The organism is Streptococcus suis, from assembly GCF_019856455.1.
Classification (GTDB): domain Bacteria; phylum Bacillota; class Bacilli; order Lactobacillales; family Streptococcaceae; genus Streptococcus; species Streptococcus suis_AE.
Map to the genome: position 1 here is coordinate 376,559 of NZ_CP082205.1, position 22,632 is coordinate 399,190.

Sequence of the window (22,632 nt, forward strand, 5' to 3'; positions counted from 1 at the left end):
TTTCTTTACAGATATAATAAAATGAATCAGAAACAGTACACGTCAAAGTTTATCAATTTGAGAACTCTAAAACTATTTTGGGAGTGGACTACTAACACTCTAACCAAAAGTTGTCCTTATTCTAATTCAAGCCACTATACTATACAAACTAGCTATCAATATCTCTTGAAAAAATCGTATTTTCATGCAATAATATAGTTAGATAGGTGCTGAATTCGCCTAATAAAAAGAATGCTCCAGACCTAATTGAAGACTGTCTACTAAACTTTCGTCTCATTAGGATTGACAAGAGTAGTGAGAAAAGAAGTGGTATTTTGAGACACACTCGCTTAAAACCAACCCAAGATACAGTTGCCAAGAAGATTTTCCAGAACAAGGAAGTGACCAAGGCTTTTGTTTCTGATATTTTAAACTTGACCGTTACCGAAGTGGAGTTACTTGATGGCTATCAAATCCGCCTCCCCAATGACCATCTCCCTAGGGGTTTTTACACGGTAACAGACATTTTAGTCAAGCTTGATGACGGGACCTAGGTTGTTATTGAAATCCAGATTGTCAGGCAGAAATTTTTTATCAATCGTTTGTGGACCTACATCTGTACCCAGGTACATGATAATTTAGAAAAAGCTCGTCAGGAACATGGCAACACCCACACCAGCCATGAGTAGCTTTATCCTGTTTACGGTATTGCACTGGTTGAAAAAAATTACTTTGACGATGACCGCCCTTTCCACATCTTTTCTTTAAAAGAAGAAGAGACGAATGAGGAACTGTTTATCCAACCAAAGGACAGTATCAAACAGCACAGCCTGGTCAAATTAGCCTTTCTTGAATTGGATAAATACCAACCAGAGACGGTTCCAGACTATGACTTGAAAAAATGGTTTGAATTTTTCGGAAATTGCAGCTTCAGCATACAACCAGACCGGATCATTTCAGAGGCAGAACATGCCCTAGACTTTACAACATGGACCAAGGAGGAATAAGATATGTGGAATAAAGAGTTGGATCGAGAGGAACTATATTATTCTTCCCTACGATATGCCAGAGAAGAGGGGATAGAAAAAGGTATCGAAAAAGGTATCGAACAAAATAAGATTGTTTCTGCTTGTAATTTCTTGAGGTCAGGTTTTTCTGTTGATGTTATCGCACAGAATTTGGAGCTTCCATTGGAACAGGTTATCCAGCTTCAGCGTGATATGCTTGCGAATCCCTAATTAGTCAGGTTTCTATGCATATTTCACCCCTGGTGCTAGTTCATTTCAAAATACAATAAAAAGCCCAAATGGACTATACTGTAAGTGACGAAACATACAGGAGGTTAGTCCAAATGAGCCACTTACAGTATACTGCTAAATCTCATCATTTGCAATGGAATGTACGCCAATTATCACAAATTTGTCATCACTTCTACCAAAACTATTGCCCAGATTCCTTTAAACATCGGCGAAATGTTGGCTTAGTCAAAGTTTCAGATGAATCAATCCTTGTCTTGCTCTTGTTACAAGCTGAACTAGGTATAACATCGCAGCGCCATTTCTACAGTATCTGCCACCTCTTTCCTTTTGGTCAGTTACTAGAAAGAAGTCGTTTCAATCGTCGGTCAAAACAATTGATTTGGCTAGTCCAATTAATCCGAAAAGCTATGAGTGATATGCTTCCATCTGATAGAGTCGCCATTATAGATAGTTTTCCTTTGCCACTTTGCCAACCCGTTCGCAATCACAGAGTTACCATTTTTAAAGGATTAGCCGATATTGGCTACAACGCCTCTAAACATCTTTGGTTCTACGGCTTCAAGGTTCATATGCTGGTGACCTTATCTGGTTATATTTTGAACTATGTTGTCACGCCAGCCTCTGTTCATGATATCAAGGTGGTTTATGAATTATTAGAAGGGTGTAAGCAATCGGTTATCCTAGGTGATTTAGGCTACCTGAGCAGTGAACTCAAGAAGGACTTAGAGCAACAAGGATACCATCTATGGACACCATTTCGTAAAAACATGACAGGGGCTGAAGAGCATAACAATTGGAAAGTAATGGCCTTGAGACGAACTATTGAAACACGTTTTTCTGAACTGTGTCGTCTCTTTGACATCGAACATACATTGGCTAGAGGGCTAGCCGGACTACAGTTACGAATGGAACAAATTATTCTAGCTCATAACTTACACTATTTTGAAATGAACTAGCACCACGGGTATATTTCGTAAAAATATAAAAAGGATGCATGTAGCTTGAAAATGTTTACATGCATTTTCTTTGTGTCTACGACCTGCGAACGTTTACAAAACACTTGAAATAAAACAGGATATATGGTAAAATTCATGTATTCATTGATATAAGGAGTTGACGGTTCTCATGACTTGTCTTACAATCAGACAGACAGACAGACAGACAGGTGTAGACTGTCTTTTTGAGCTAATATAAATTGGTGGCGGACTTCGTGTAGAAGCTCCGCCTTTTGCAGTTTCTGTATTTCTGGCTAGCCTGACAGCTTGTTTGTATCGTCATTTAGTTTGTCTTTTATAGAGCGATGAAGAATTCCTATTTCTATCCAAACTCACTGGGTGATTTGGACAGAAATAAGGATTGAAATCATGTTTGAATGGAGAGTATCTTGAAGGAGTCTAGGACTTCAAGGTTTGAGTCATCTACGAAATGACTAAGTGGCACAATTGTGATCCACGCTTATAGAGAGTAGGACTCGCGGCAGAACCATTGACCTGTAGGTAACCAATCCACGAATATCAGAGTGGCCAATGCCCGAAGCTAAGAACTAGGCTCTTTCTAGATACTTTTCATTTTTTAATCAGTTCGATTGTTTTTACTTGACAAAGGGCTTTACATATCAGTCATCTACGAAATGACTAAGTGGCACAATTGTGATCCACGCTTATAGAGAGTAGGACTCGCGGCAGAACCATTGACCTGTAGGTAACCAATCCACGAATATCAGAGTGGCCAATGCCCGAAGCTAAGAACTAGGCTCTTTCTAGATACTTTTCATTTTTTAATCAGTTCGATTGTTTTTACTTGACAAAGGGCTTTACATATCAGTTGTTTGGTTTTTATTTAGGGGCCAATGAAGCAAACCTAGGATTTAGGGAAGTGATTTTCATAAATCCGTTAGTTACTTTGCAACGTTAGGGGCATCAAATCGGACTACTGTTTTAAAACTAAGCAACTATATTACCGCAAGGAGTGGAAAAATTAAGTGACCATAAAAGAGAGGAGTTAGATGAAAATAGAAACTTGTTTGCTTGGTCTAGTCACGCTTTGTCTGTCATGGGGAAGGTCAGCTTATCATCAATGTGGAAAAATTCAAGGAGGAAACGAATTTGCATAAATTTAAACGGAAAAAGTTAAACAGGCAGGAAGCCTTTAACTTTGAAAAAAGAAGTCAGTTTAGTATTCGTAAGCTGACTATCGGGGTTGTCTCTCTTGCCATTGGTATCAGCACTGTTTTGACAGATGCTCCTATTGTAGAGGCGGGAACGGATTACACTCCAGGAGTGGATATCCGTTACGCCCGTAATGGTTCGCCTAAGGACTTGTCAACTCAAAAGGACTTCGACATTACAACGACACCATACTACGACTCTGCCACTAAGAAGCATTATGTCGATGTGACTTTAACCTTTAACAACGAAGGAACTTCTTATCCAAACATTACCTTCCTTGCATTTAATATTCCGGATTCCCTCTATGATCCTCAACAGATCACAAGGGAAACTTATCTGAACAATGGAGCAACCCAAGTTTTATATCAGACAGACAAGTTTAGTGCTTGGGAATGGGCAGATCCTGCAGATGCTGGAACCTCTCATTGGAACACTCCAGCTGTCTGGATGGATGCTCGTTTTGTTGCTGGTCGTCCAGATTTATTGACCGACAATGGTCAATCACATGTAAAGTGGATTTCAGCTACTCAGAAAACTGCTTGGGCTGGTTGGCAGTACAATGGTGATAAATGGCAAGGGGACTGGGGGCGTCTTTTGGAGACCTTTAACACTAGTGGTGACGGCGCAGCAGCTGAAATCGCTGTTCACAGGGACTTTAAAGATAAGTCACGCACTTTCTATATAAACAAGCTTCCCGCTTCTTCTAATAAGGTTGTTTATAAGTTTAGATCAGAAGTTAAAGATGGCAACAAACCGATGAACTTTATTTACGGCATGAATGCCCAAATCGCTAACGGCTACGCTAACTTCTACGCTAAATATGGAACAACCCCAGATATTCGTACCATGGCGGAGAAGTATGAACCCAAGTTACCGTCACGGACACAGGTAGATGATCTAGGACAGATAACTAACGAGCAGAAACAACAGAAAACTCAAGCAATTAAAGAAGCCAACCCAGATGTAAAAGATAGTATCAAGGAGATTAAATATCCAACAGGTGATACTGGCAAGGTGGAAATTATCTATACAGACGATGCAAAAGATAGCTACGATCTCTCTGCTTTCTTCTATCCTAAACCAGCCACTACCCAAGGAGGGACGGGAACTTTTACGTCCACACAAACCAGTCTGAGTTACAATTCTTCTGATCATACAGCAGAAACAGAAAATGGCAATAGAAACAAAGTTATTTTTTCACCTAACGAACAGACGAAAAATACCATGCATCGTATTCAGTTGCCGGATAAAGTTGAAGTGCCAGATGCTAGCAATATTGAAGAAAGCAAATGGAATCAGCAACTAAACGCTCTGAAAATTAAGAACAATCTGAAGAGAAGTAACGATGGTGGACGTAGTGGTACACTAGCTAAAGGAACGGTTATATTTGGTTATGGTAGTCGTTATGATAATGACGTGGCTACTGACGATATGGTTGTAGCCTCTGAAACCGATGCACGTCTTAAACGAGAAGGTAATAAGATTGTAGGTATCGAAGTTTTAGGAAAGAATCAAAGTGGTCAAACAGGTCAAGTTGCCGGTGTTATCACAGCAGACATGCTTTTCAAAAAGGCTGAGGCTAAGACGGACTTGACACCACTGAAAGAGTCTGCTAAAACCGAGATTGACAAGTTGATCCTTGAGCCAGAGGATAAACAGAACTTTAAAAATGCAGTTCAAGACGCTCAGGATGCTAACGCAATCGAACAAGCTCTGACAAATGCTAAAAACAAGGCTGATGAGTTGAAGCAGAAAAAAGCTACTGCCAAGGCTGAGATTGACAAGTTTGCCAACTTGACAGAGGAAGAAAAAACTCAATTCAAGCAAGGAATCGACGATCTAACCACTACAAACGCTATTGATGGCAAAGTAGCTGAAGCTAAGGCCCAAGACCTAAACAAGTTCAAAGAAACAGCCAAGGAGAAGTTAAAAGACTTTACCAACCTAACTCCTGATCAAAAAACTCAGTATACGAACGAAATTGCTAATGCAGATTCAGCTGATGCTATCAAAACAGCCTTGGATAAGGCGGCTTTTGATGATATCAAGACCAAGGCCGTAGCAGATATTAATGGCATGGACCCAGCACCAGCAAACAAGGAAGACCTCCTAAACCAAATCAATGCCATTACCAAGGATACCTCTGTATCAGACAGTAAAACACCAGCTGAGCAGATCAAATCCATCGTGGACAAGGCCAAGGCTGATGCCGCCAAAGATGCCGTTAAGCGCACCATCGATGCCATCCAAGGATTGACAGACCCGCAAAAACAAGATTATAAGAATGAAATCGACGTTGCTACCACAGAGGGCGACATCAACAACATCATTCAGGACGCACAAGCTCAACCTAAGAAAAATGACACGAAAAACAAGATTAGTGCATTGACAAACTTGAACAATGCTCAAAAAGATGATCTTAAAGCAGCGGTAGACAACAGTAACTCTGTTGAGGAATTGGACGGAATTCTGGCAACTGCCTACAACCTCGACGCTGACATGAAGCACTTGAAAGACCTAGTTGCTCAGGCAGAAGAAACTAAGAATTCAAATCTTTACACTAGTGTTACTCAAGACAAACAAACGGCACTAGACAATGCAATAGTAGCAGCTAAGAAAGTAACTGAGCAGAATACACTTGGCAATGTTCCTACTTTGACTAACGATTTAACACTTGCTCTTAAGGGATTAAACGCTAGTCCTGTTACCAAGGATCTTGACAAGAAAGGTCTGGAGCAGGCTATTGCAGATGCAGAAGCAGCTAAAAACGATGCCAACCCACTTTACAAGTATGCTTCTGAAGATAAGAAACAAGCCTTTGAGCAGGATCTAGCAGCAGCCAAGGTAGCAAAAGAAAATACAAGTTCGAAACAAACTCAAGCAGATGTTGATAATGCTTTAACAAACTTGATTACAGCAAAAGCTGGCTTGAACGGTAAGGCTCCTGTCAAAGTTCAAGATGTTACTCCTCCACTTCTTGTCGATGCTGAGCTAAATGCAAAGTATAGCGAGGTAGCTTTCCACGGCATGAGTACTGTTGGTAGAAAAGTGGCTCGTCCTAGGACTTCAACAACTGAAGATCTCTACGGAAAAGATACAACAGGTTTGGTTGAGTTAAAAGTGACAAATGACGGTTCTCCTGTAGACTTGACTTCTGTTCAATTTGATGATGATTCACAAGCTAAATTGCGGACACTTGGATTGCAGTACGTCCCTTATACAGAAGATGAAGCACAAACTCGTACTAATAATGCGATTGGTTACTTTACAACAATTGAAGAAGCTGGTGTTGTCAAAGATACAGGCACTGAAATTGTCGAGCTTAAATTTAGTTTAGCCAATAAAGATGGTGTCAGATCAAGTTTACAAACCTTCAAGTATCTAGTAAAAGATGACATTGCGCCAACGGCAGATGTCACAGAACATATTCTTATCAAGGGGGAAGCCTATACGATAGACGTTCCAATTCAGGACAACTCCCTATTCGGTACAGAGGGTGGAGTTTCAAAAGGAACTATAAGCATTAAACCAACAGATAATAGTGGACCACTTACACCGTCTATCCTAGGTGTGACAAACGGTACTACAGCGAATGCCTTTACTATTACTCCAACCAAACCTACTCAATTTATACTAGGAAATGATAATCGTGGTCAACGTTCAAACACTGGTAAGGTGAGTTTCTCAGGAACTCCAACTGAGACACTAGAGCAGACGACCTATAAGTTCCGTTTGGGCGATGATAATAAGCTAAGGAATTCTCCTGAAAATGTTTCCCTCACCGACATCACCTTCACAGTTGTGGATCGCTTGGTAGCACCAGCAGAAAGTGCCAAAGTTTCTGTTAACAATGCAAGTAGTTTGACAGATACTGAAAAGAATGCCATCAAGCAGGCTGTTAAGGATGCCAACCCACATATCGCAGTGATAGATGGTTATGCAGGTAACGATGCTAGCAAGCAAGTTCGTATCGATGTTACAAATACCGGTCAAGTAACAGTCACCTATCCACATGGTGGCAAGACAGATACTCTTACAGCAGATCAAGTCTTGAAAGCCAATGAAGGACCAGTATTTGGAACAAGCGACCTGCTTCCAACTCGCTGGGTAACAGGTGCTAATATTCAAAGACATGAACTTCCTACATTGCTTGTGTTCTCAGGTCCTGAGAAAAATCAGCCAGCCCCTGCCTTCCCTACAGATCGTCAGAGCTTAACTGTGGAACAAGTAACGAATAATAAATTTGGTAGAATGCCATTTACAGACCCAGAAGGAGATGCACTGACATTTGAATCAATCAAGACATTATCTAATGGTACAATTGGCATTAATGTAGCGCCAAACGGAACCCTACATGGAAATGGTATTGGAAACTATGGACCGGGTGCTTCATGGATAGTCAACCTTACGGCTACAGATAGTAAAGGAAAGGCAACTAAGAGCAGTGATTTCCGTGTAGTTGGTTATACAGATAAGGTGGCAGATCCTAATCAGGCTGTAGCTGGAACCTACGGTCAGGCTGTGGAAGAAGCTCAAATCTTTGAAAAATTAACCATTGATGCGACAAGCGCCTATGCTGATAACTTTAAAAAAACAAACGATCCTAACTACAAGTTCGAAGTTCCAGCGGATCAATATACTCGTACAATCACAGGTCATAGTACTACAAATGATGGTCAAAATGTTACAACTGTAAATAACGGAGCAGCAGGTCTTCCTACACAAGGTACCTACTTCGCAGAAGTTACCACAACCAACGTTTGGGGACAAGTGATTAAGAACTATGTGAAAGTGGTTTACCCTGAATTAACGACGACTATCGACCCTCAAGCTCCTACAAGTCCTGTTACTCTCCAAGGAGAGACGGTTCAAGAGTCTGAAAAACCACGGATTATTCAGGCCTTGAAAGATGCTAACCCGAACATCACATTCCCTGAAAGAACAGACTTCCAAGTTGCAGGAGATGGTACAGTAACCATTGTCTACCCAGACCAGTCTAGGGATACAGTAAGGGTGCCAATCAAGCAACAAGACAGTGCCAAGTACACTCCAACAGTGACTGAAACACCGATTAACTCTGTAACAACGCCAGGCACACCATTGACAGAGGAAGAGCGAAACGCAGTGAAAGCTGCGGTAAGAGTAACGAACTTCCCTGAAGGTGGACAACAGCCAACAGTTACAGTTCCTGAAAATGCCCAGGTAACAACAGGAACAAGTGGAAATACAGGCAAGCAGGTGGTTGTTGTGACTGTTAACTACCCAGATGGTTCTTCTGAAAACGTTGAAGTCCCAGTCAAGCAGAGAGACAATGCCAAGTATGAAGCGACTGTAAGCAATCCAGATACGCCAGCCGCTATCAAGGCTAGTCATGCTCTAGGTACAGCTATCACTGATCAGGCTGACAAGGCAGCCATCCTTGCTAAAGTAACGGTTCCAGCTGGTTCTAATGGTCAACCTACTCTTGATCAAACTCCAGTAGTTGAAATCCATGATGGCAAACCAGCTGTCAAGGTAACCGTGACCTACCCAGATCAGACCGCAGACACAGTCTATGTCCCAGTAGATCAGAAGGATAACGAAGCTACGGAGCCAACTGTCACAGAACCAAACAAACCAGCCCTTATCAGCCAGCCAGCTACAGCTGCAACGACACTAGATAAGTTGACAGAAGAAGACAAGACAGCTATCAAGGATAAGGTAGAGGTACCAGGTCTTTCAGGTCAAGATGCACCTAGAAAAGAAGTTGTTTCAGGAGTCAAAGACGGCTCAGGTCAAAATGCAGACAAGAAAGTTGTCGAAGTAGAAGTAACCTACAAGGACGGCACTAAGGACAAGGTAGAAGTCCCAGTGGCTCAAAAAGACAGTGCTCAGTACGATGCGACTGCCAAAGAAACACCAGTAGCACTAGATACGCTATTGACCTCAGATCAGCCACTTTCTGCTGAAGACAGAGAAGCCTTGAAGGCTGGTGTGAATGTACCAGAAGGCTCAAATGGTGAGATTCACGTTCCAGAAGATGCTAAGGTGAAACAGGTTGCCGGCAAGCCAGTTGTTGAAGCAGAAGTTCATTACCCAGATGGCACAGTTGACAAGGTTCAAGTACCAGTTCGTCAATCTGACAGAGCTGTCTACACACCTAACTTGGTAGAAAGCAAAGAAGTTCCAATCTCTGTAGATCCAGCAGGCAATCCTTCGATTACTAGCCCTGACGATGCTGCTATCCTTGCCAATGTAGATGTTCCAGCAGCTACTCAAGATGGCACTAAGCCTCAAGTGACTAAGACCATTGCTTCAGCAGTCAAAGACGGTACAGGCGCAAATCAAGGTAAGAAAGTAGTTGCAGTTGAAATTACTTACCCTGATCAGTCTAAAGAGATGATTGAAGTTCCTGTCAAACATGCGGATAACCAAGTCCACAACCCAACAGCCCCAACTGCAGCGGTCAAAGTGGATGCCCCTGTTACTCCGGACAGCCCTCTATCAGCAGACGATAAGAAAGCTATCAAGGATGCTGTGACGATTCCAGACGGTTCTAACGGTGTCGCAAGTCTTCCAGAAGATGCTAAGGTTGTAGATAGAAATGGCACACCAGTTGTTCCAGTGACAGTGACCTATCCAGACAAGACTACGGATACAGTTTATGTCCCTGTTGTACAAAAAGACAGTGCTAAGCATACACCAAGCTTGACAAATGCGGATAGCCCAGTCTTGATAGACACACCAGCTAAGACAAATGAGCCTGTACAAGAAGTTGACAAGACAGCCATTGCAGGCAAGGTTGATAAGACAAATCTTCCTCAAGATACGGAAGTGAAAGTACCAGATAATGCCGTGGTTGAAATCGTGGATGGCAAACCAGTCGTTCCAGTCGAAATCACCTACCCAGACGGCACTTCTGAGACCATTAATGTCCCAGTTAAACAGGCTGACAATTTGGCCAACGACCCAAGTCTGAGAGATACTAATTCAGTCCCAGTTCTGACAGAAGCAGCGGTTGGTCTAAGCGTATCAGATAAGGCAGACAAGGAAGCTATTGAAGCCAAGGTTGACTTGAGCAAGTTGCCAGAAGGAACAAAAGCTACAGTAGATAATCCTACTATTGTCGCTGGTAAGGAAGATGGCCCACATGCAGGTCAACCAGTTGTCAATGTTCTTGTGACCTACCTAGATGGTACCCAAGATACTGTTGAAGTCCCAGTTAAACAGGCTGATAATGTTGTTAAAGAGCCAGGCTTGAAAGACCAGACTTCAGTGCCAATTCAGGCAGCTGCGGCAACAGGTACAGTGGTTCCAGAAGCCGACAAGCAAGCAATTCTTGCTAAGGTTGAAGTTCCAGAAGGTGCTAAGGCAACGATCGCAGATGATGCCAAAGTGGTACGTGAAAACGGTGAACCAGTTGTTCCAGTAACAGTGACTTACCCAGATGGTACTCAAGATACTATTCATGTTCCAGTGAAACGTGCAGACAATAGCAAGTACACACCAGAACAAGTAACAGAATCTGTTCAGGTAGATGCTACGGTGACAGACGGTAGTCCAATCACTAGTCAGGTTGATAAAGATGCGATTATCGCAAGTGTTAAAGTACCAACAGTAGCTCAGGGCGATCAGGCTCCAACGGTAACCCTACCAGCAAATCCTACTGTCAAAGTAAAAGAAGACCAACCAGTTGTGGAAGCTACGATTACTTATGCAGATGGTACGACAGATACTGTAGATGTGCCAGTTGTTCAGAAAGAAAGTGCTCAGAAAGAACCTAGTTTGAAGAAAGCAGAAGATGGCAATCCAGAAAAAGCTATTGTTTCAGTTGAACCTAAGGCAGGTACAAGTATTACTGAACAGGCTGATAAGGATGCGATTTTAGATAAGGTTCTTGCTCCAGAAGGCGCCACTGCAAGTCTAGGTCAGAGTCCGACTGTGATTGTTGTCGAAGACCAGCCATACGTTCCAGTCTTTGTGACCTATGGCGATGGCTCAGTAGATACGATTAACGTTCCGGTCAAACAGGCAGATAACCAAGCGTATGAACCAAGTCTGAAGACATCAGCTGTCACCTTGACTGACATCCCTCGTGTAGGTGATAAAGTGGAAGAGGAAGCAGACTTGGTAGCCATCAAGGATGCGGTTGAAACCAACGGTGGTACAGCAACTATTGACAATCCAGTCATTGTTGAGACAGCAGATGGTCAGCCGGCAGTTGAGGTTGTTGTGACCTACGAAGATGGTACCAAGGATACAATCCAAGTACCTGTACGTTCAGGAGACAATCGCCTCTATACTCCAAGCTTGAAATCAGAATCACCAGTCCTAATTTCGGTATCGACAGAAGAGGGAACAGCACTTCCTGGTGCTGATCAGGCTAAGATTTTGGCAAATATCGATGTTCCAGGTATCAATGGCGGTGAAAAACCAGAAGTCGAATTGACTATTGCAAATCCTAACGTTGAGCATAAAAACGGCAAAGCTGGCGTGACAGGAACAGTGACTTACAAAGACGGTACAACAGATACTATCTTTGTTCCAGTTGCCACAGATACAGACAAGGACGGCTTCAGTGATCAGGAAGAAGACGGAAAAGGTTCAGATAAGAACAATCCAGCAGATGTTCCGTCAGGTGAAACCTCAGCTCAACGCCTTGATCCTATTGTGAAAGAAGCAGTCCCAGTCTCAGACCCAGCTAAGTTAACAGATATCGAAAAAGAAGCTATCAAGGAAGAAGTGAAGACTTCTAACGACCTCCCAGCAGGCACAGAAATCACAGTATCAGACAACGGAACAGTAACCGTTACTTATCCAGACCAGTCAACAGATACTATCCCAGCCAACACTACGGTGACAGCTAAGGATACAGACGGCGACGGCTTCTCAGACAAGGACGAAGCAGCAGCAGGTAGCGATATCAATGACAAGGCTTCAACCCCTGAAACCCTTGACGACGATAAAGACGGCTTTACCAACAAGGAAGAAACTGCGGCCGGCACAGATGCCAAAGATCCAGCTTCAACCCCAGCAGGTCAAGATACCGCAGGACGCTTGACTCCAGCAGTTGAGAGCCCAGTCCAAGTCACAGACCCAGCTAAGTTGACTGATGAAGAGAAAGAAGCTGTTAAGAAAGCAGTTGAAGACAGCAACAATCTTCCAGCAGGCACAGAAATCAAAGTATCAGACGACGGCACAGTAACCGTTACTTATCCAGATAAGTCAACAGATACTATTAAGCCGTCTGAAACAGTGAAGGCAACTGAGACTGAAGCACCAAGCAAGCCAGCTATTGCGACGACAGAAAAAGGCGATGTCCTCATCACTCCACCAGCTGAAAATGTAACAAACCTTGACATTACATTCACACCAGAGGGCAGCGCTCAACCAATCACCGTTACAGTAACCAAGGGTGAAGACGGTAAGTGGACAGCTCCAGCTGACTCAGGCTTGGTTGTGAACCCAGATGGCAGCATCACTATCCCAGCTGATCGTGTGAAAGATGGCTCGGCAGTATCTGTAGTGGCTAAGAATGGCGACAGCTTAGCAATTGAAGTAGCGACGACTGTTGTACCGACTGCGTCTACAAATGCAGACGAAAAACCAGTAGCACCAACTAAACCAGGTGTGACCGTGACTCCAGAAGGTGAGGTACTCATTACTCCACCAGCTGAAAATGTAACAAGCCTTGACATTACCTTCACACCAGAGGGCAGCACTCAACCAATCACCGTTACAGTAACCAAAGATGAAGCAGGTACTTGGACAGCTCCAGCAGGCTCAGGCCTAGTTGTGAACCAAGACGGCACAATCACTATCCCAGCAGACATTGCCAAAGATGGTAGCTCTGTATCCGTGGTAGCTAAGAATGGTGACCTTGCTTCTGACCAAGTTGGCTCCACAGTTGTACCAGTTCAGTCAACAGAAGTACCAGTGATTCCAAGCAAACCGACTGTAACAGCCAATGGTGATGGTAGCGTAACTGTTACTCCGCCAGCTGAAAATGTGACAAGTCTTGACATTACCTTCATCCCAGAAGGCAGTGACACACCAGTTAGAGTGCCAATTACCAAGGGTGAGGATGGCACTTGGATAGCTCCAGCAGATTCAAGCTTGGTGGTTAACCCAGACGGTAGCATCACTATCCCAGCAGATAAGCTCAAAGATGGGACAGAAGGTCAAGTAACAGCAGTGGCTAAGAATGATCAAGCGACATCTGAGGATACCCCAGAGACTCCAGCTGTAGCTCCACTAGCTCCTACAGTTGAGACCGCAACAGACGGTAGCGTACGCATCACACCGCCAACTGAAAATGTGACAAGTCTTGACATTACCTTCACCCCAGAAGGTAGCGACCAACCAGTCACTGTAACAGTGACCAAAGATGCGGCAGGCAACTGGACAGCTCCAGCAGATTCAGGCTTGGTAGTTAACTCAGACGGTAGCATCACTATCCCAGCCGACCGTGTGAAAGACGGCTCAGTAGTATCTGTAGTGGCTAAGAATGGGGAGGTTCCATCAGCAGAAGCAGGCGCAAGCTATGTTCCATCAACTTCAACAGCAGTTACTCCTGAAACTCCAGTGGCGCCAGCAGTACCAACAGTACCAACAGTATCTGTAGACAGTAATGGCAATGTGCTTATCATACCACCAGCAGATGGAGCGACAAGCATTGACATCACCTTTACTCCGAAAGATAATGCACAACCAATCACTGTAAGCATTACCAAGGGTGAAGATGGCAAGTGGTTAGCACCAGAGGGCTCAATCCCGGTAGTCAACCCTGATGGCACGATTACTATCTCTGTTTCTGAGATTGAAAGTGGCACAGCTGTTTCAGTTATTTCTAAGAATGGGGAGGTACCTTCAACAGAAGCTGGTTCAGTTCTCATTCCGAAAGCTACAATATCAGATCGTTTGACTCCATCAGTTGCTAGTCCAGTGAAAGTCACAGACCCAGCTAAATTGACAAATGAAGAGAAAGAAGCTGTTAAGAAAGCAGTTGAAGGCAGCAACAATCTTCCAGCAGGCACTAAGGTAGAAGTTTCTGACAACGGTACAGTAACCGTTACTTACCCAGACGGCTCTGTCGATACAATCTTGCCAACTAAGACTGTCATGGAGTCACAACATGGCGCTGGCGAAACTCATGAGCTTCCAGCTTACGATCTTCAGGCTGATGATGATAAAGATGGCTTCAGCAACCTAGATGAATTGCTTGCAGGTACTGATCCAACAGCCCCAGCATCAACTCCAGCAGGTCAAGATACCGCAGGACGCCTGACTCCAGGTCTAGCTGAGCCAGTAGAAGTTAAGAACCCAGCTAAGTTAACAGATACCGAAAAAGAAGCTATCAAGGAAGAAGTGAAGACTTCTAACGACCTCCCAGCAGGCACAGAAATCACAGTATCAGACAACGGAACAGTAACCGTTACTTATCCAGACCAGTCAACAGATACTATCCCAGCCAACACTACGGTGACAGCTAAGGATACAGACGGCGACGGCTTCTCAGACAAGGACGAAGCAGCAGCAGGTAGCGATATCAATGACAAGGCTTCAACCCCTGAAACCCTTGACGACGATAAAGACGGCTTTACCAACAAGGAAGAAACTGCGGCCGGCACAGATGCCAAAGATCCAGCTTCAACCCCAGCAGGTCAAGATACCGCAGGACGCTTGACTCCAGCAGTTGAGAGCCCAGTCCAAGTCACAGACCCAGCTAAGTTGACTGATGAAGAGAAAGAAGCTGTTAAGAAAGCAGTTGAAGACAGCAACAATCTTCCAGCAGGCACAGAAATCAAAGTATCAGACGACGGCACAGTAACCGTTACTTATCCAGACGGCTCTGTCGATACGATTGTGGCTAAGGATGCGGTTCGTATCAAAGTAGTTCCAGATACTACAAATCAACCAAGCGGTAGTGCAACAGCAGGCTCAACTAGCCGCTCTGTATTACCAAGCGGCGGTGCTTCATCTGTAGGAGGTAAGAAAGGAATCTTACCAAACACAGGTGAACAAGCAAGTCTATCGACCCTAGCAGGTCTATTAACCCTAGCAGGTCTAGGCCTTGTGGCTATGAAACGCCGCAAAGAGGAAAAAGAATAATCTAAGATTCTTTGACGGACTTGTAAAGATAGACAGTGACCATGGATAGGAAAGAGGAGGCTCGAATGAGGGCTCTTTGTCAACTGTAGTGGGTAGATGAAAAGCTCTACCTCGAGAGAACGAAGTTCGTTCTCTCTTTTTCTATATTTAAAGCAATATATATTGTAACCGCCCAATAACAAAGTGTATTGAAAAAGGTTCCAAAGTCCTGTCGACTCTGGAACCTTTTTCTATTTACAAGCTCTCTTAATATTTTTATCCCATGGCAAATAGGCTTCTAAAACCTCCTTTTTTGCGAGCGACTCCTCATTAGGTAAGTGTTCTAGAAGATAGGTCATATATTTTTCTGCATCAAGTCCGTGTCGCTTAGCTGTTTCTAAAAGACTCAAAATGACAGCTGTCGACTTGGCTCCCTCAAAGCTCTGAGAAAAAAGCCAATTTTTTCTGCCCATCACCAAGGTCTTCATAGCCCTCTCAGCCATATTGTTGGACAGGACTAGGTCACCGTCCGAGAGAACGGCTCGGAAGGTGGTTTCGTATTTGAGGCTATACTCTATTGCAGTACCCAATTTGGAAGCTGGCAAGACAGCCTGTTCACGGCACCAATCAAAGAACTCGTCCATCAAGGGAGTTAACTCTGTCTGCCGTTTATGTAGCCGTTCCTCAGTAGACAGGTCAGCCCAGTCACTCTCCAAGGCAAACAGGCGGTCGCAATAGGCTAAACCCTTCGCTCCTAAAGAAGTCTTGTCTGTCTTCTTAGGAGTCGCCTCAAAAAATTTTCGTCTAACATGAGCCCAACAGCCAACGAGCTGAGCCTTGTCTAATTGACGATAAGCACTCCACATGTCACAATGAACGTAGCCCGCATAGTCCCCAAGAAACTCCTCCACAACTAAGCCGCTCCGTCGTTTGTCATGATGATAGAGGGTAATTCCATTTTTCTCATGCTTCCCAGATAAGAATGTCCAGTAGAAGGTCAATTGGCTATCATTTTCTAAGACCTTGTAGGAGGTCTCATCCGCATGGAGAACAGGCTGCTCCAACAATTTCTCGTGCAACAGGTCATAAATCGGCTCGAAATAATATTGACTAGACTTGATGTGCCAGTTGGCTATTTCCTTCCGACTGATGGGCAGACCAAGCTTGTGCTAGTCCTCTTCCTGACGGTAATTAGGCACCTTCAGATTGAATTTCTGGTGAATGGTGTGAGCGATGATTGAAGCTGAACCCAAGCTGTGTGCCAAAGGTGCCTTAGGAACGGAAGCCTTAATAATCTTATCGCTTAGATTCTTCTGACTACATGCCTGACACTTGTATGCGTGTTGAACATGGTCAATCCGCTTTAATTATGCGGGAATGAAGACCAACTCTTGTCGTTGAACAGTAGAACCAATCTCTTTCAACTGTCCATGACAGTCTGGACAAGTGCAGTCTTCGCCCTGCAATTCGTGATGAACAATCTCTGGAGTGAACTGGCTGAAAATAGCCTGACGAACTCCCTTAGCTTTCTTGCGTTTATAGGTGATGGTCTCCGTTTCAACTGGGTAAGTCAGCTTCTTCTTCAGGGAGACTTTCCTCCCCAAACAAGCTCAGCTGACCTGGTTGATATACGACCTTCTCTGATGATTTTCCGTAGAGTTTCTGTCTCAGATAGTCAACCTGTTCTCGAAGGAGAGTGAGTTCATTAGCCATCATCTCTATCGTTTTTGACTGTGTTTCAATAATTTTTTCTAGTGATGACATAACCAATCTCCTTCTTTTTATAGTTATTAAGTTTTGAAATAGTAATCCAATGATTCATTTATAGATTCGAATTGCGGTAATAATTCTATGATTGCTTTCTTTAAGTTTGCCCAAGCAGTTTCAATTGGATTTAATTCCGGTGAATACGGAGGTAAGGGCAGAAAGAAGTGGTGATGTTCAATACAAAGCTCATCTAGTTGTTTCTTAGGGTGAAAAGTCGCATTATCCATCACAATAACATGAGTTTCAGATAAGGAGGGTAACAGCTCCTCTGAAAACCACTTCATAAAAAAATCACTTGTCATACTTTCTTTGTAAATCATCGGAGCTACAAATTGATTTCCAATTTGACCAGCTACAACTGAAATACGTTCAAACCTTCGTCCACTAATCTTCTCCAGAACCTTATGCCTCCTAGGAGCTCTCGCTCGTGGGCGTGTTAAATAAGTATCAATGCCGGTTTCATCAATGTAAATGATTGGATAGCCGGATAGGAGTTGGAGAATGGTTGAGAACTGCTGGACTTTTCCTGTGTCCTGCTCTTTATAAGTTCTTGTCTTTTTTTAAAGTTATTTTGAGTTTCTTTAAAGCAGCCCAAACAGACTGTGGTGTGCAATCAAAATGTTCAGCTATTTCACGGAGAAAGGCATCTGGATGCTCTGAGACAAACTTCTGAAGTTGATCCGGTGGCAATTTTCTAGGACGTGAAGAACGCTTTTTAACCGCCAAAGTCCCGTGATGTTTTAACTGTTGTTCCCATAAATAGAGAGTGTTTACGCTAATATCAAAAAGCTGACAAGCTTCTTTTCGAGTATGACCTTCGTCTTGAACAAACGAAATCACTCGTTTTCTAAAATCTAAATCGTATGCCATAACTTTAGTATACCATAATTACTGATTTAAAACTGATTAACTATAATAGATGGTGACATTTTCTCGTTTTGGTGGACGTGAAGGGCAAGAAGGACGGCAAAATATTTTTGTGGTTTTGACAGCGTAGCGAAACAGATTGTCATAGGAAGAGTCGTTTTCAATGATAGCTTTCCATTCGGTTTCGGTCATCATATCGTTTGACCTCCTTCAAGATTTAAGAGGGCTATTTTTCGCTCAATCCCACCGGCATAGCCTGTCAGTTCTCCCTTGCTTCCCAAGACACGATGGCAGGGGATGAGTAGAGAGATTGGATTGTGCCCCACGGCCCCACCAACTGCCCGTGCAGAACTCTTTTCTTTTCCTTCCAGCTTGGCTATCTGCTCTGCTATTGCCTTATAAGTAGTCGTTTGCCCGTAAGGGATTTGCACCAGTAGTTCGAGTACTTTTCTGCGAAAATCCGTGACTTCAGGAGCTAGGATAGCTAGGTTTACCGTTGGATTTTCTCCAGCGAAATACCGCTTTAGCCAATCTTTTACTTCGATGGTAATCTTATTTTCGCCTATTGGTATGACTTGAAGGTCGTAGCCAGCTCCTAGATATTTTTGGTCGTGAAACCAGATTCCTTTGATAGATTGGTCATCAGCCAGTATAATCAGTCTGCCCATTGGGGACAGATAATCGTTTTGAATCAGCATGATTTTCCTCCTTTAGTAGATTAAACGCCAGATATAAAAGGTGGCGTAGCTAGCCCAGTTTCCCCACTCTTGCTTTAACTGGAGCAAGGTATCAGGACTTGGCTTTTCTGGTAATTGCTTGATGGTTTTGATGCCATTTAATAGCCCAATATCTGCCATGGGGAAGGCATCTCCCATTCGCAGACAACGCATGAGAACATAGTTGGCTGTCCAAGGACCAATTCCTCTTAATTTGACCATAGCCTTTTCGGCTTTCTCGGCAGATGCAAATGTCTGGTAATAGGATTTTGAAATGTTACCATCCGCAATTTTTTGTGAGATGTCAATGAGATATTCAGCTTTCCGGACTGTCATACCTAGACTAACTAACTTTTCAATAGTCGTTTGAGCTACTTTTTTAGGGTCTGGATATATCCAATAATCTTCGCTCTTGAAAGAAACGGCTTGTCCGAAAGTCTCTGTAAACCGTTTTTTTAGGGTATAGGCATAGGCGAGATTGATTTGCTGGCCTAGTATTCCCCAAGTAATGGCTTCGTAGAAATCAGGCATGCCGACCATTCTGAGTCCATAAAATTCCTTGATAAGATTACTCAGAATGGAATCAGTCGATGCCAATTCATAAAATGCTACCAAGGATGTGTCTAAATCAAACCAGTCCGAGACAAACTGTGCAATGTATTCTTGACTGCTAGTGCTCCAATTTTGTCGATTTAAAACCGAAATTTGGAGTTGTTTTTTAGGTTCAATATAAGCTATTTCACACAGATAGATTTGGTTATCGATGAAAAAGGTACGTCGAACTTTATCCTCAATCACCTTGTACATGATTTCATGTTTTTCACGGGTCAGGTAGCCTAAAATAGCTTCCCATGAAAAGATAGTCGGCACGGAGAGTGTCAGTATTTGTTGGGGCATAATAGAACCTTTCTGGATTTTCTTGTTTTCATTATAACAGAATACCAGTCAGGAAAAATAACACAATCTGTCTTTTACTATAAGAACTGCCGAAGCTGTTTGTTGCATTTTAAGGACTAGAAAGTCTGGCTCTGGCAAGTACAATTTGGTAAACTAGCCTTAGAAAGAAAAAAGGATTCTTATGAAACTCACCATTACCCATCAATTTCAAGCATTTCTAAAGAGTATCGGAGCAGACATTTCCCTGCTCTTGCAGCGGGCGGAAGTACCCAACAAGCTCTGGCAGGAAGAAATTAGTCTGACCAGCTTAGAGTATTATCGTCTGTTACAGGAATTTGATCGTGTTATGACAGAAGAAATATCCGTATGCTCAGTCAGATTTCTCAAATACAGATGTTTGTTCCAGCCTTCTTTGCAGCTTTATCATCTCCACATGGGATAGAGGCCCTGGACCGCTTTGCTCGTTTTAAGAAAATTGTGGGACCGATTGAAGTGGATATGGTCGAAGCTAAAACAACGGTTTCCATCACCTACAAATTTGCCCATGCCAATATGGATCTACCCAAGTTTTCAGTCCTTAATGAGCAATTATTGGTCCTTCATCTGATTCGGACGGGGGTTGGTGAGCGGATTGTTCCACTAGTGGTCGAAAGCCCCTTTGGCTATGACGAAGAAACCATCAAAGAGTTTGGCCTGCCTGTCCAAAAAGGCAAGAGTAATCTTCTAGTTTTTGATAAGGCGGATTTGCAGAAGCCCTTCTTGACACAGAACAATATTATGTGGCAGTATCTAGAAACGGAGCTCAATCAGCATCTAGCTCAGCAGGAGAGGGAGCAGAGCTTTGCTGGCTATGTCCAACAGGAACTCTATTCAGCTATTCCCAGCGGCTTCTTTTTTGTAGAAGATATTGCCCACCGTTTAGGAGTCAGCGTTCGGACCTTGCAACGAAACCTAACTGGAGAAAATACCAGCTTTAAGAAGGAACTACAAGTTGTCCAAAAGGCCATGACCTTATCCTATCTCAAGATAAAACTTTCGATAGAAGAAATCTCTAGTTTGGTTGGCTATAGCGAGGTCAATGCCTTCAGTCGTGCCTTCAAAAACTGGACAGGCATGACCGTGACAGATTACAGAAAACAACAAGGTTTGTAAATACGGACGATACGGGTAGAAAAGGAATGATTTCTACCTTTTTTTGCATATTTATGATAAAATAAATGAAAATTTAGAAGAGGTGTTCAGATGAAAGCTATTGTTACAGTTGTCGGTAAGGACAAGTCAGGAATTGTTGCGGGTGTTGCGACTAAGATTGCGGAATTGGGTTTGAATATTGATGATATTTCTCAGACTGTTTTGGATGAGTATTTTACCATGATGGCGGTGGTGTCATCAGATGAGAAGAAAGATTTCACGCAACTTCGTGCAGAACTAGAAGCCTATGGTCAGGCTTTGAATGTGAAAATCAACATTCAAAGTGCGGCGATTTTTGATGCTATGCACAACTTGTAAGGAGAGCAATCATGGACATTAGACAGGTTAGAGAAACCATTGAGATGATCGAGGAGCAACACTTCGATATTCGGACTATTACAATGGGGATTTCCCTTTTGGACTGTATTGACTCGGACATCGATAAGGCTGCTGAGAAAGTATATACCAAAATCGTGACCAAGGCCAAGAACTTGGTAGCGGTCGGCGATGAGATTGCGGCGGAGCTGGGAATTCCCATTGTTAACAAGCGGGTGTCGGTAACGCCAATTGCTTTGATTGGTGCGGCGACGGATGCCACGGATTATCTTCCCTTGGCTCATGCCTTGGACAAGGCGGCTCATGAGATCGGTATCGATTTTATCGGAGGTTTTTCAGCTCTGGTTCAAAAGGGCTACCAAAAAGGGGATGAAATCCTCATCAACTCTATACCGCAGGCATTGGCCCAAACGACAAAAGTCTGCTCGTCAGTCAACATCGGCTCGACCAAGACGGGCATCAACATGACGGCTGTGCGGGACATGGGGCGGATCATCAAGGAGACGGCGGAGGCTTCTGATATGGGGGCGGCCAAGCTGGTGGTCTTTGCCAATGCGGTCGAGGACAATCCTTTCATGGCGGGTGCCTTCCATGGTGTCGGCGAGGCGGATGTGGTCATCAATGTCGGCGTGTCTGGGCCTGGTGTGGTCAAGCGTGCCCTTGAAAAAGTGCGTGGCGAGAGCTTTGATGTGGTGGCAGAAACCGTTAAAAAGACGGCCTTCAAGATTACCCGTATCGGTCAGTTGGTCGGCAATATGGCCAGCGAACGCCTGGGTGTTAAGTTCGGTATCGTGGACTTGTCCCTTGCTCCGACGCCAGCTGTTGGAGACTCAGTGGCTCGGGTGTTGGAGGAAATGGGCTTAGAAACCGTAGGTACGCACGGAACGACTGCTGCTCTGGCTTTGCTCAATGACGCAGTCAAAAAGGGTGGGGTCATGGCTTGCAACCAAGTCGGTGGCTTGTCAGGTGCCTTTATCCCTGTATCTGAGGACGAGGGCATGATTGCGGCGGTGCAAAATGGCTCACTTAACCTTGAAAAATTGGAAGCTATGACGGCTATCTGTTCAGTTGGTTTGGACATGATTGCTATTCCAGAAACAACGCCTGCTGAAACTATCGCGGCTATGATTGCGGATGAGGCGGCCATTGGGGTTATCAACCAGAAAACCACTGCGGTCCGTATTATTCCACTTGGAAAAGAAGGGGACATGATTGAATTTGGTGGGCTTCTGGGAACAGCTCCTGTCATGAAGGTCAATCAGGCTTCGTCTGTGGACTTTATCAACCGTGGCGGACAAATTCCAGCTCCAATTCATAGCTTTAAGAACTAAAAACGTAAACCGATTGCGACAAGCAGTCGGTTTTTTGCTATACTTAATAGTA

14 protein-coding genes and 1 pseudogene are annotated in these 22,632 nt (G+C 43.7%); 8 read left to right on the forward strand and 7 right to left on the reverse strand.

Annotated elements, in window-relative coordinates:
- Positions 1–314: 314 nt before the first annotated feature.
- The 4 genes from K6969_RS01960 (at position 315) to K6969_RS01975 (ending at position 15,496) form a co-directional block, all read left to right on the forward strand.
- Entirely contained in the window at positions 315–533 is a 219-nt protein-coding gene (locus tag K6969_RS01960; RefSeq protein WP_061631524.1) for a hypothetical protein, read from the forward strand.
- A 456-nt stretch (positions 534–989) separates the two neighbouring features.
- Positions 990–1,217 (forward strand): hypothetical protein, encoded by a 228-nt coding sequence (locus K6969_RS01965; RefSeq protein ID WP_029173952.1) that lies wholly within the window; start codon positions 990–992, stop codon positions 1,215–1,217.
- Between the two features lie 113 nt (positions 1,218–1,330).
- Entirely contained in the window at positions 1,331–2,194 is an 864-nt protein-coding gene (locus K6969_RS01970) for an IS982 family transposase (RefSeq protein WP_029173953.1), read from the forward strand.
- Positions 2,195–3,343: 1,149 nt separating this feature from the next.
- Entirely contained in the window at positions 3,344–15,496 is a 12,153-nt protein-coding gene (locus tag K6969_RS01975) for a Rib/alpha-like domain-containing protein (RefSeq protein WP_321537448.1), read from the forward strand.
- 230 nt (positions 15,497–15,726) lie between these two features.
- Here the strand turns inward: K6969_RS01975 and K6969_RS01980 are convergent.
- The 7 genes and pseudogenes from K6969_RS01980 to K6969_RS02010 form a co-directional block, all read right to left on the reverse strand.
- Positions 15,727–17,079: pseudogene (locus K6969_RS01980) on the reverse strand (IS66-like element short variant transposase).
- Positions 17,033–17,239, reverse strand: a complete 207-nt coding sequence (locus K6969_RS01985) for a transposase (RefSeq protein WP_029178852.1) — start codon at positions 17,237–17,239, stop codon at positions 17,033–17,035. The pseudogene K6969_RS01980 and the gene K6969_RS01985 overlap by 47 nt, the downstream one beginning before the upstream one ends.
- A 26-nt stretch (positions 17,240–17,265) precedes the next feature.
- Entirely contained in the window at positions 17,266–17,745 is a 480-nt protein-coding gene (locus K6969_RS01990; protein WP_061756377.1) for an IS630 family transposase, read from the reverse strand.
- A gap of 37 nt (positions 17,746–17,782) precedes the next feature.
- The gene (locus K6969_RS01995) at positions 17,783–18,112 is read right to left on the reverse strand and encodes an IS630 transposase-related protein (RefSeq protein ID WP_043027258.1); all 330 of its coding nucleotides are present in this window, start codon (positions 18,110–18,112) and stop codon (positions 17,783–17,785) included.
- A gap of 36 nt (positions 18,113–18,148) precedes the next feature.
- Positions 18,149–18,304: an Ada metal-binding domain-containing protein gene (locus tag K6969_RS02000; protein ID WP_269434364.1), complete on the reverse strand. Its 156-nt coding sequence runs from the start codon at positions 18,302–18,304 to the stop codon at positions 18,149–18,151.
- Positions 18,301–18,807 (reverse strand): methylated-DNA--[protein]-cysteine S-methyltransferase, encoded by a 507-nt coding sequence (locus K6969_RS02005; protein ID WP_029945712.1) that lies wholly within the window; start codon positions 18,805–18,807, stop codon positions 18,301–18,303. Before K6969_RS02005 ends, K6969_RS02000 begins: the two co-directional genes overlap by 4 nt.
- Before the next feature lie 12 nt (positions 18,808–18,819).
- Complete coding sequence (locus K6969_RS02010) at positions 18,820–19,722, reverse strand: DNA-3-methyladenine glycosylase family protein (protein WP_029173834.1); 903 nt, start codon at positions 19,720–19,722, stop codon at positions 18,820–18,822.
- 181 nt (positions 19,723–19,903) lie between these two features.
- Between K6969_RS02010 and K6969_RS02015 the strand changes: the two genes are divergently transcribed.
- The 4 genes from K6969_RS02015 (at position 19,904) to K6969_RS02030 (ending at position 22,580) form a co-directional block, all read left to right on the forward strand.
- Positions 19,904–20,164, forward strand: coding sequence for a hypothetical protein (locus K6969_RS02015; protein WP_228381563.1), 261 nt, complete (start codon positions 19,904–19,906; stop codon positions 20,162–20,164).
- Positions 20,116–20,874 carry an AraC family transcriptional regulator gene (locus K6969_RS02020; protein WP_306455368.1) on the forward strand — a complete coding sequence of 253 codons (759 nt, stop codon included), beginning with the start codon at positions 20,116–20,118 and terminating at the stop codon, positions 20,872–20,874. The genes K6969_RS02015 and K6969_RS02020 overlap by 49 nt, the downstream gene beginning before the upstream one ends.
- A 90-nt stretch (positions 20,875–20,964) precedes the next feature.
- Positions 20,965–21,231, forward strand: coding sequence for an ACT domain-containing protein (locus K6969_RS02025; protein WP_029173833.1), 267 nt, complete (start codon positions 20,965–20,967; stop codon positions 21,229–21,231).
- 11 nt (positions 21,232–21,242) lie between these two features.
- Entirely contained in the window at positions 21,243–22,580 is a 1,338-nt protein-coding gene (locus K6969_RS02030; protein ID WP_024384706.1) for a PFL family protein, read from the forward strand.
- Positions 22,581–22,632: the final 52 nt, after the last annotated feature.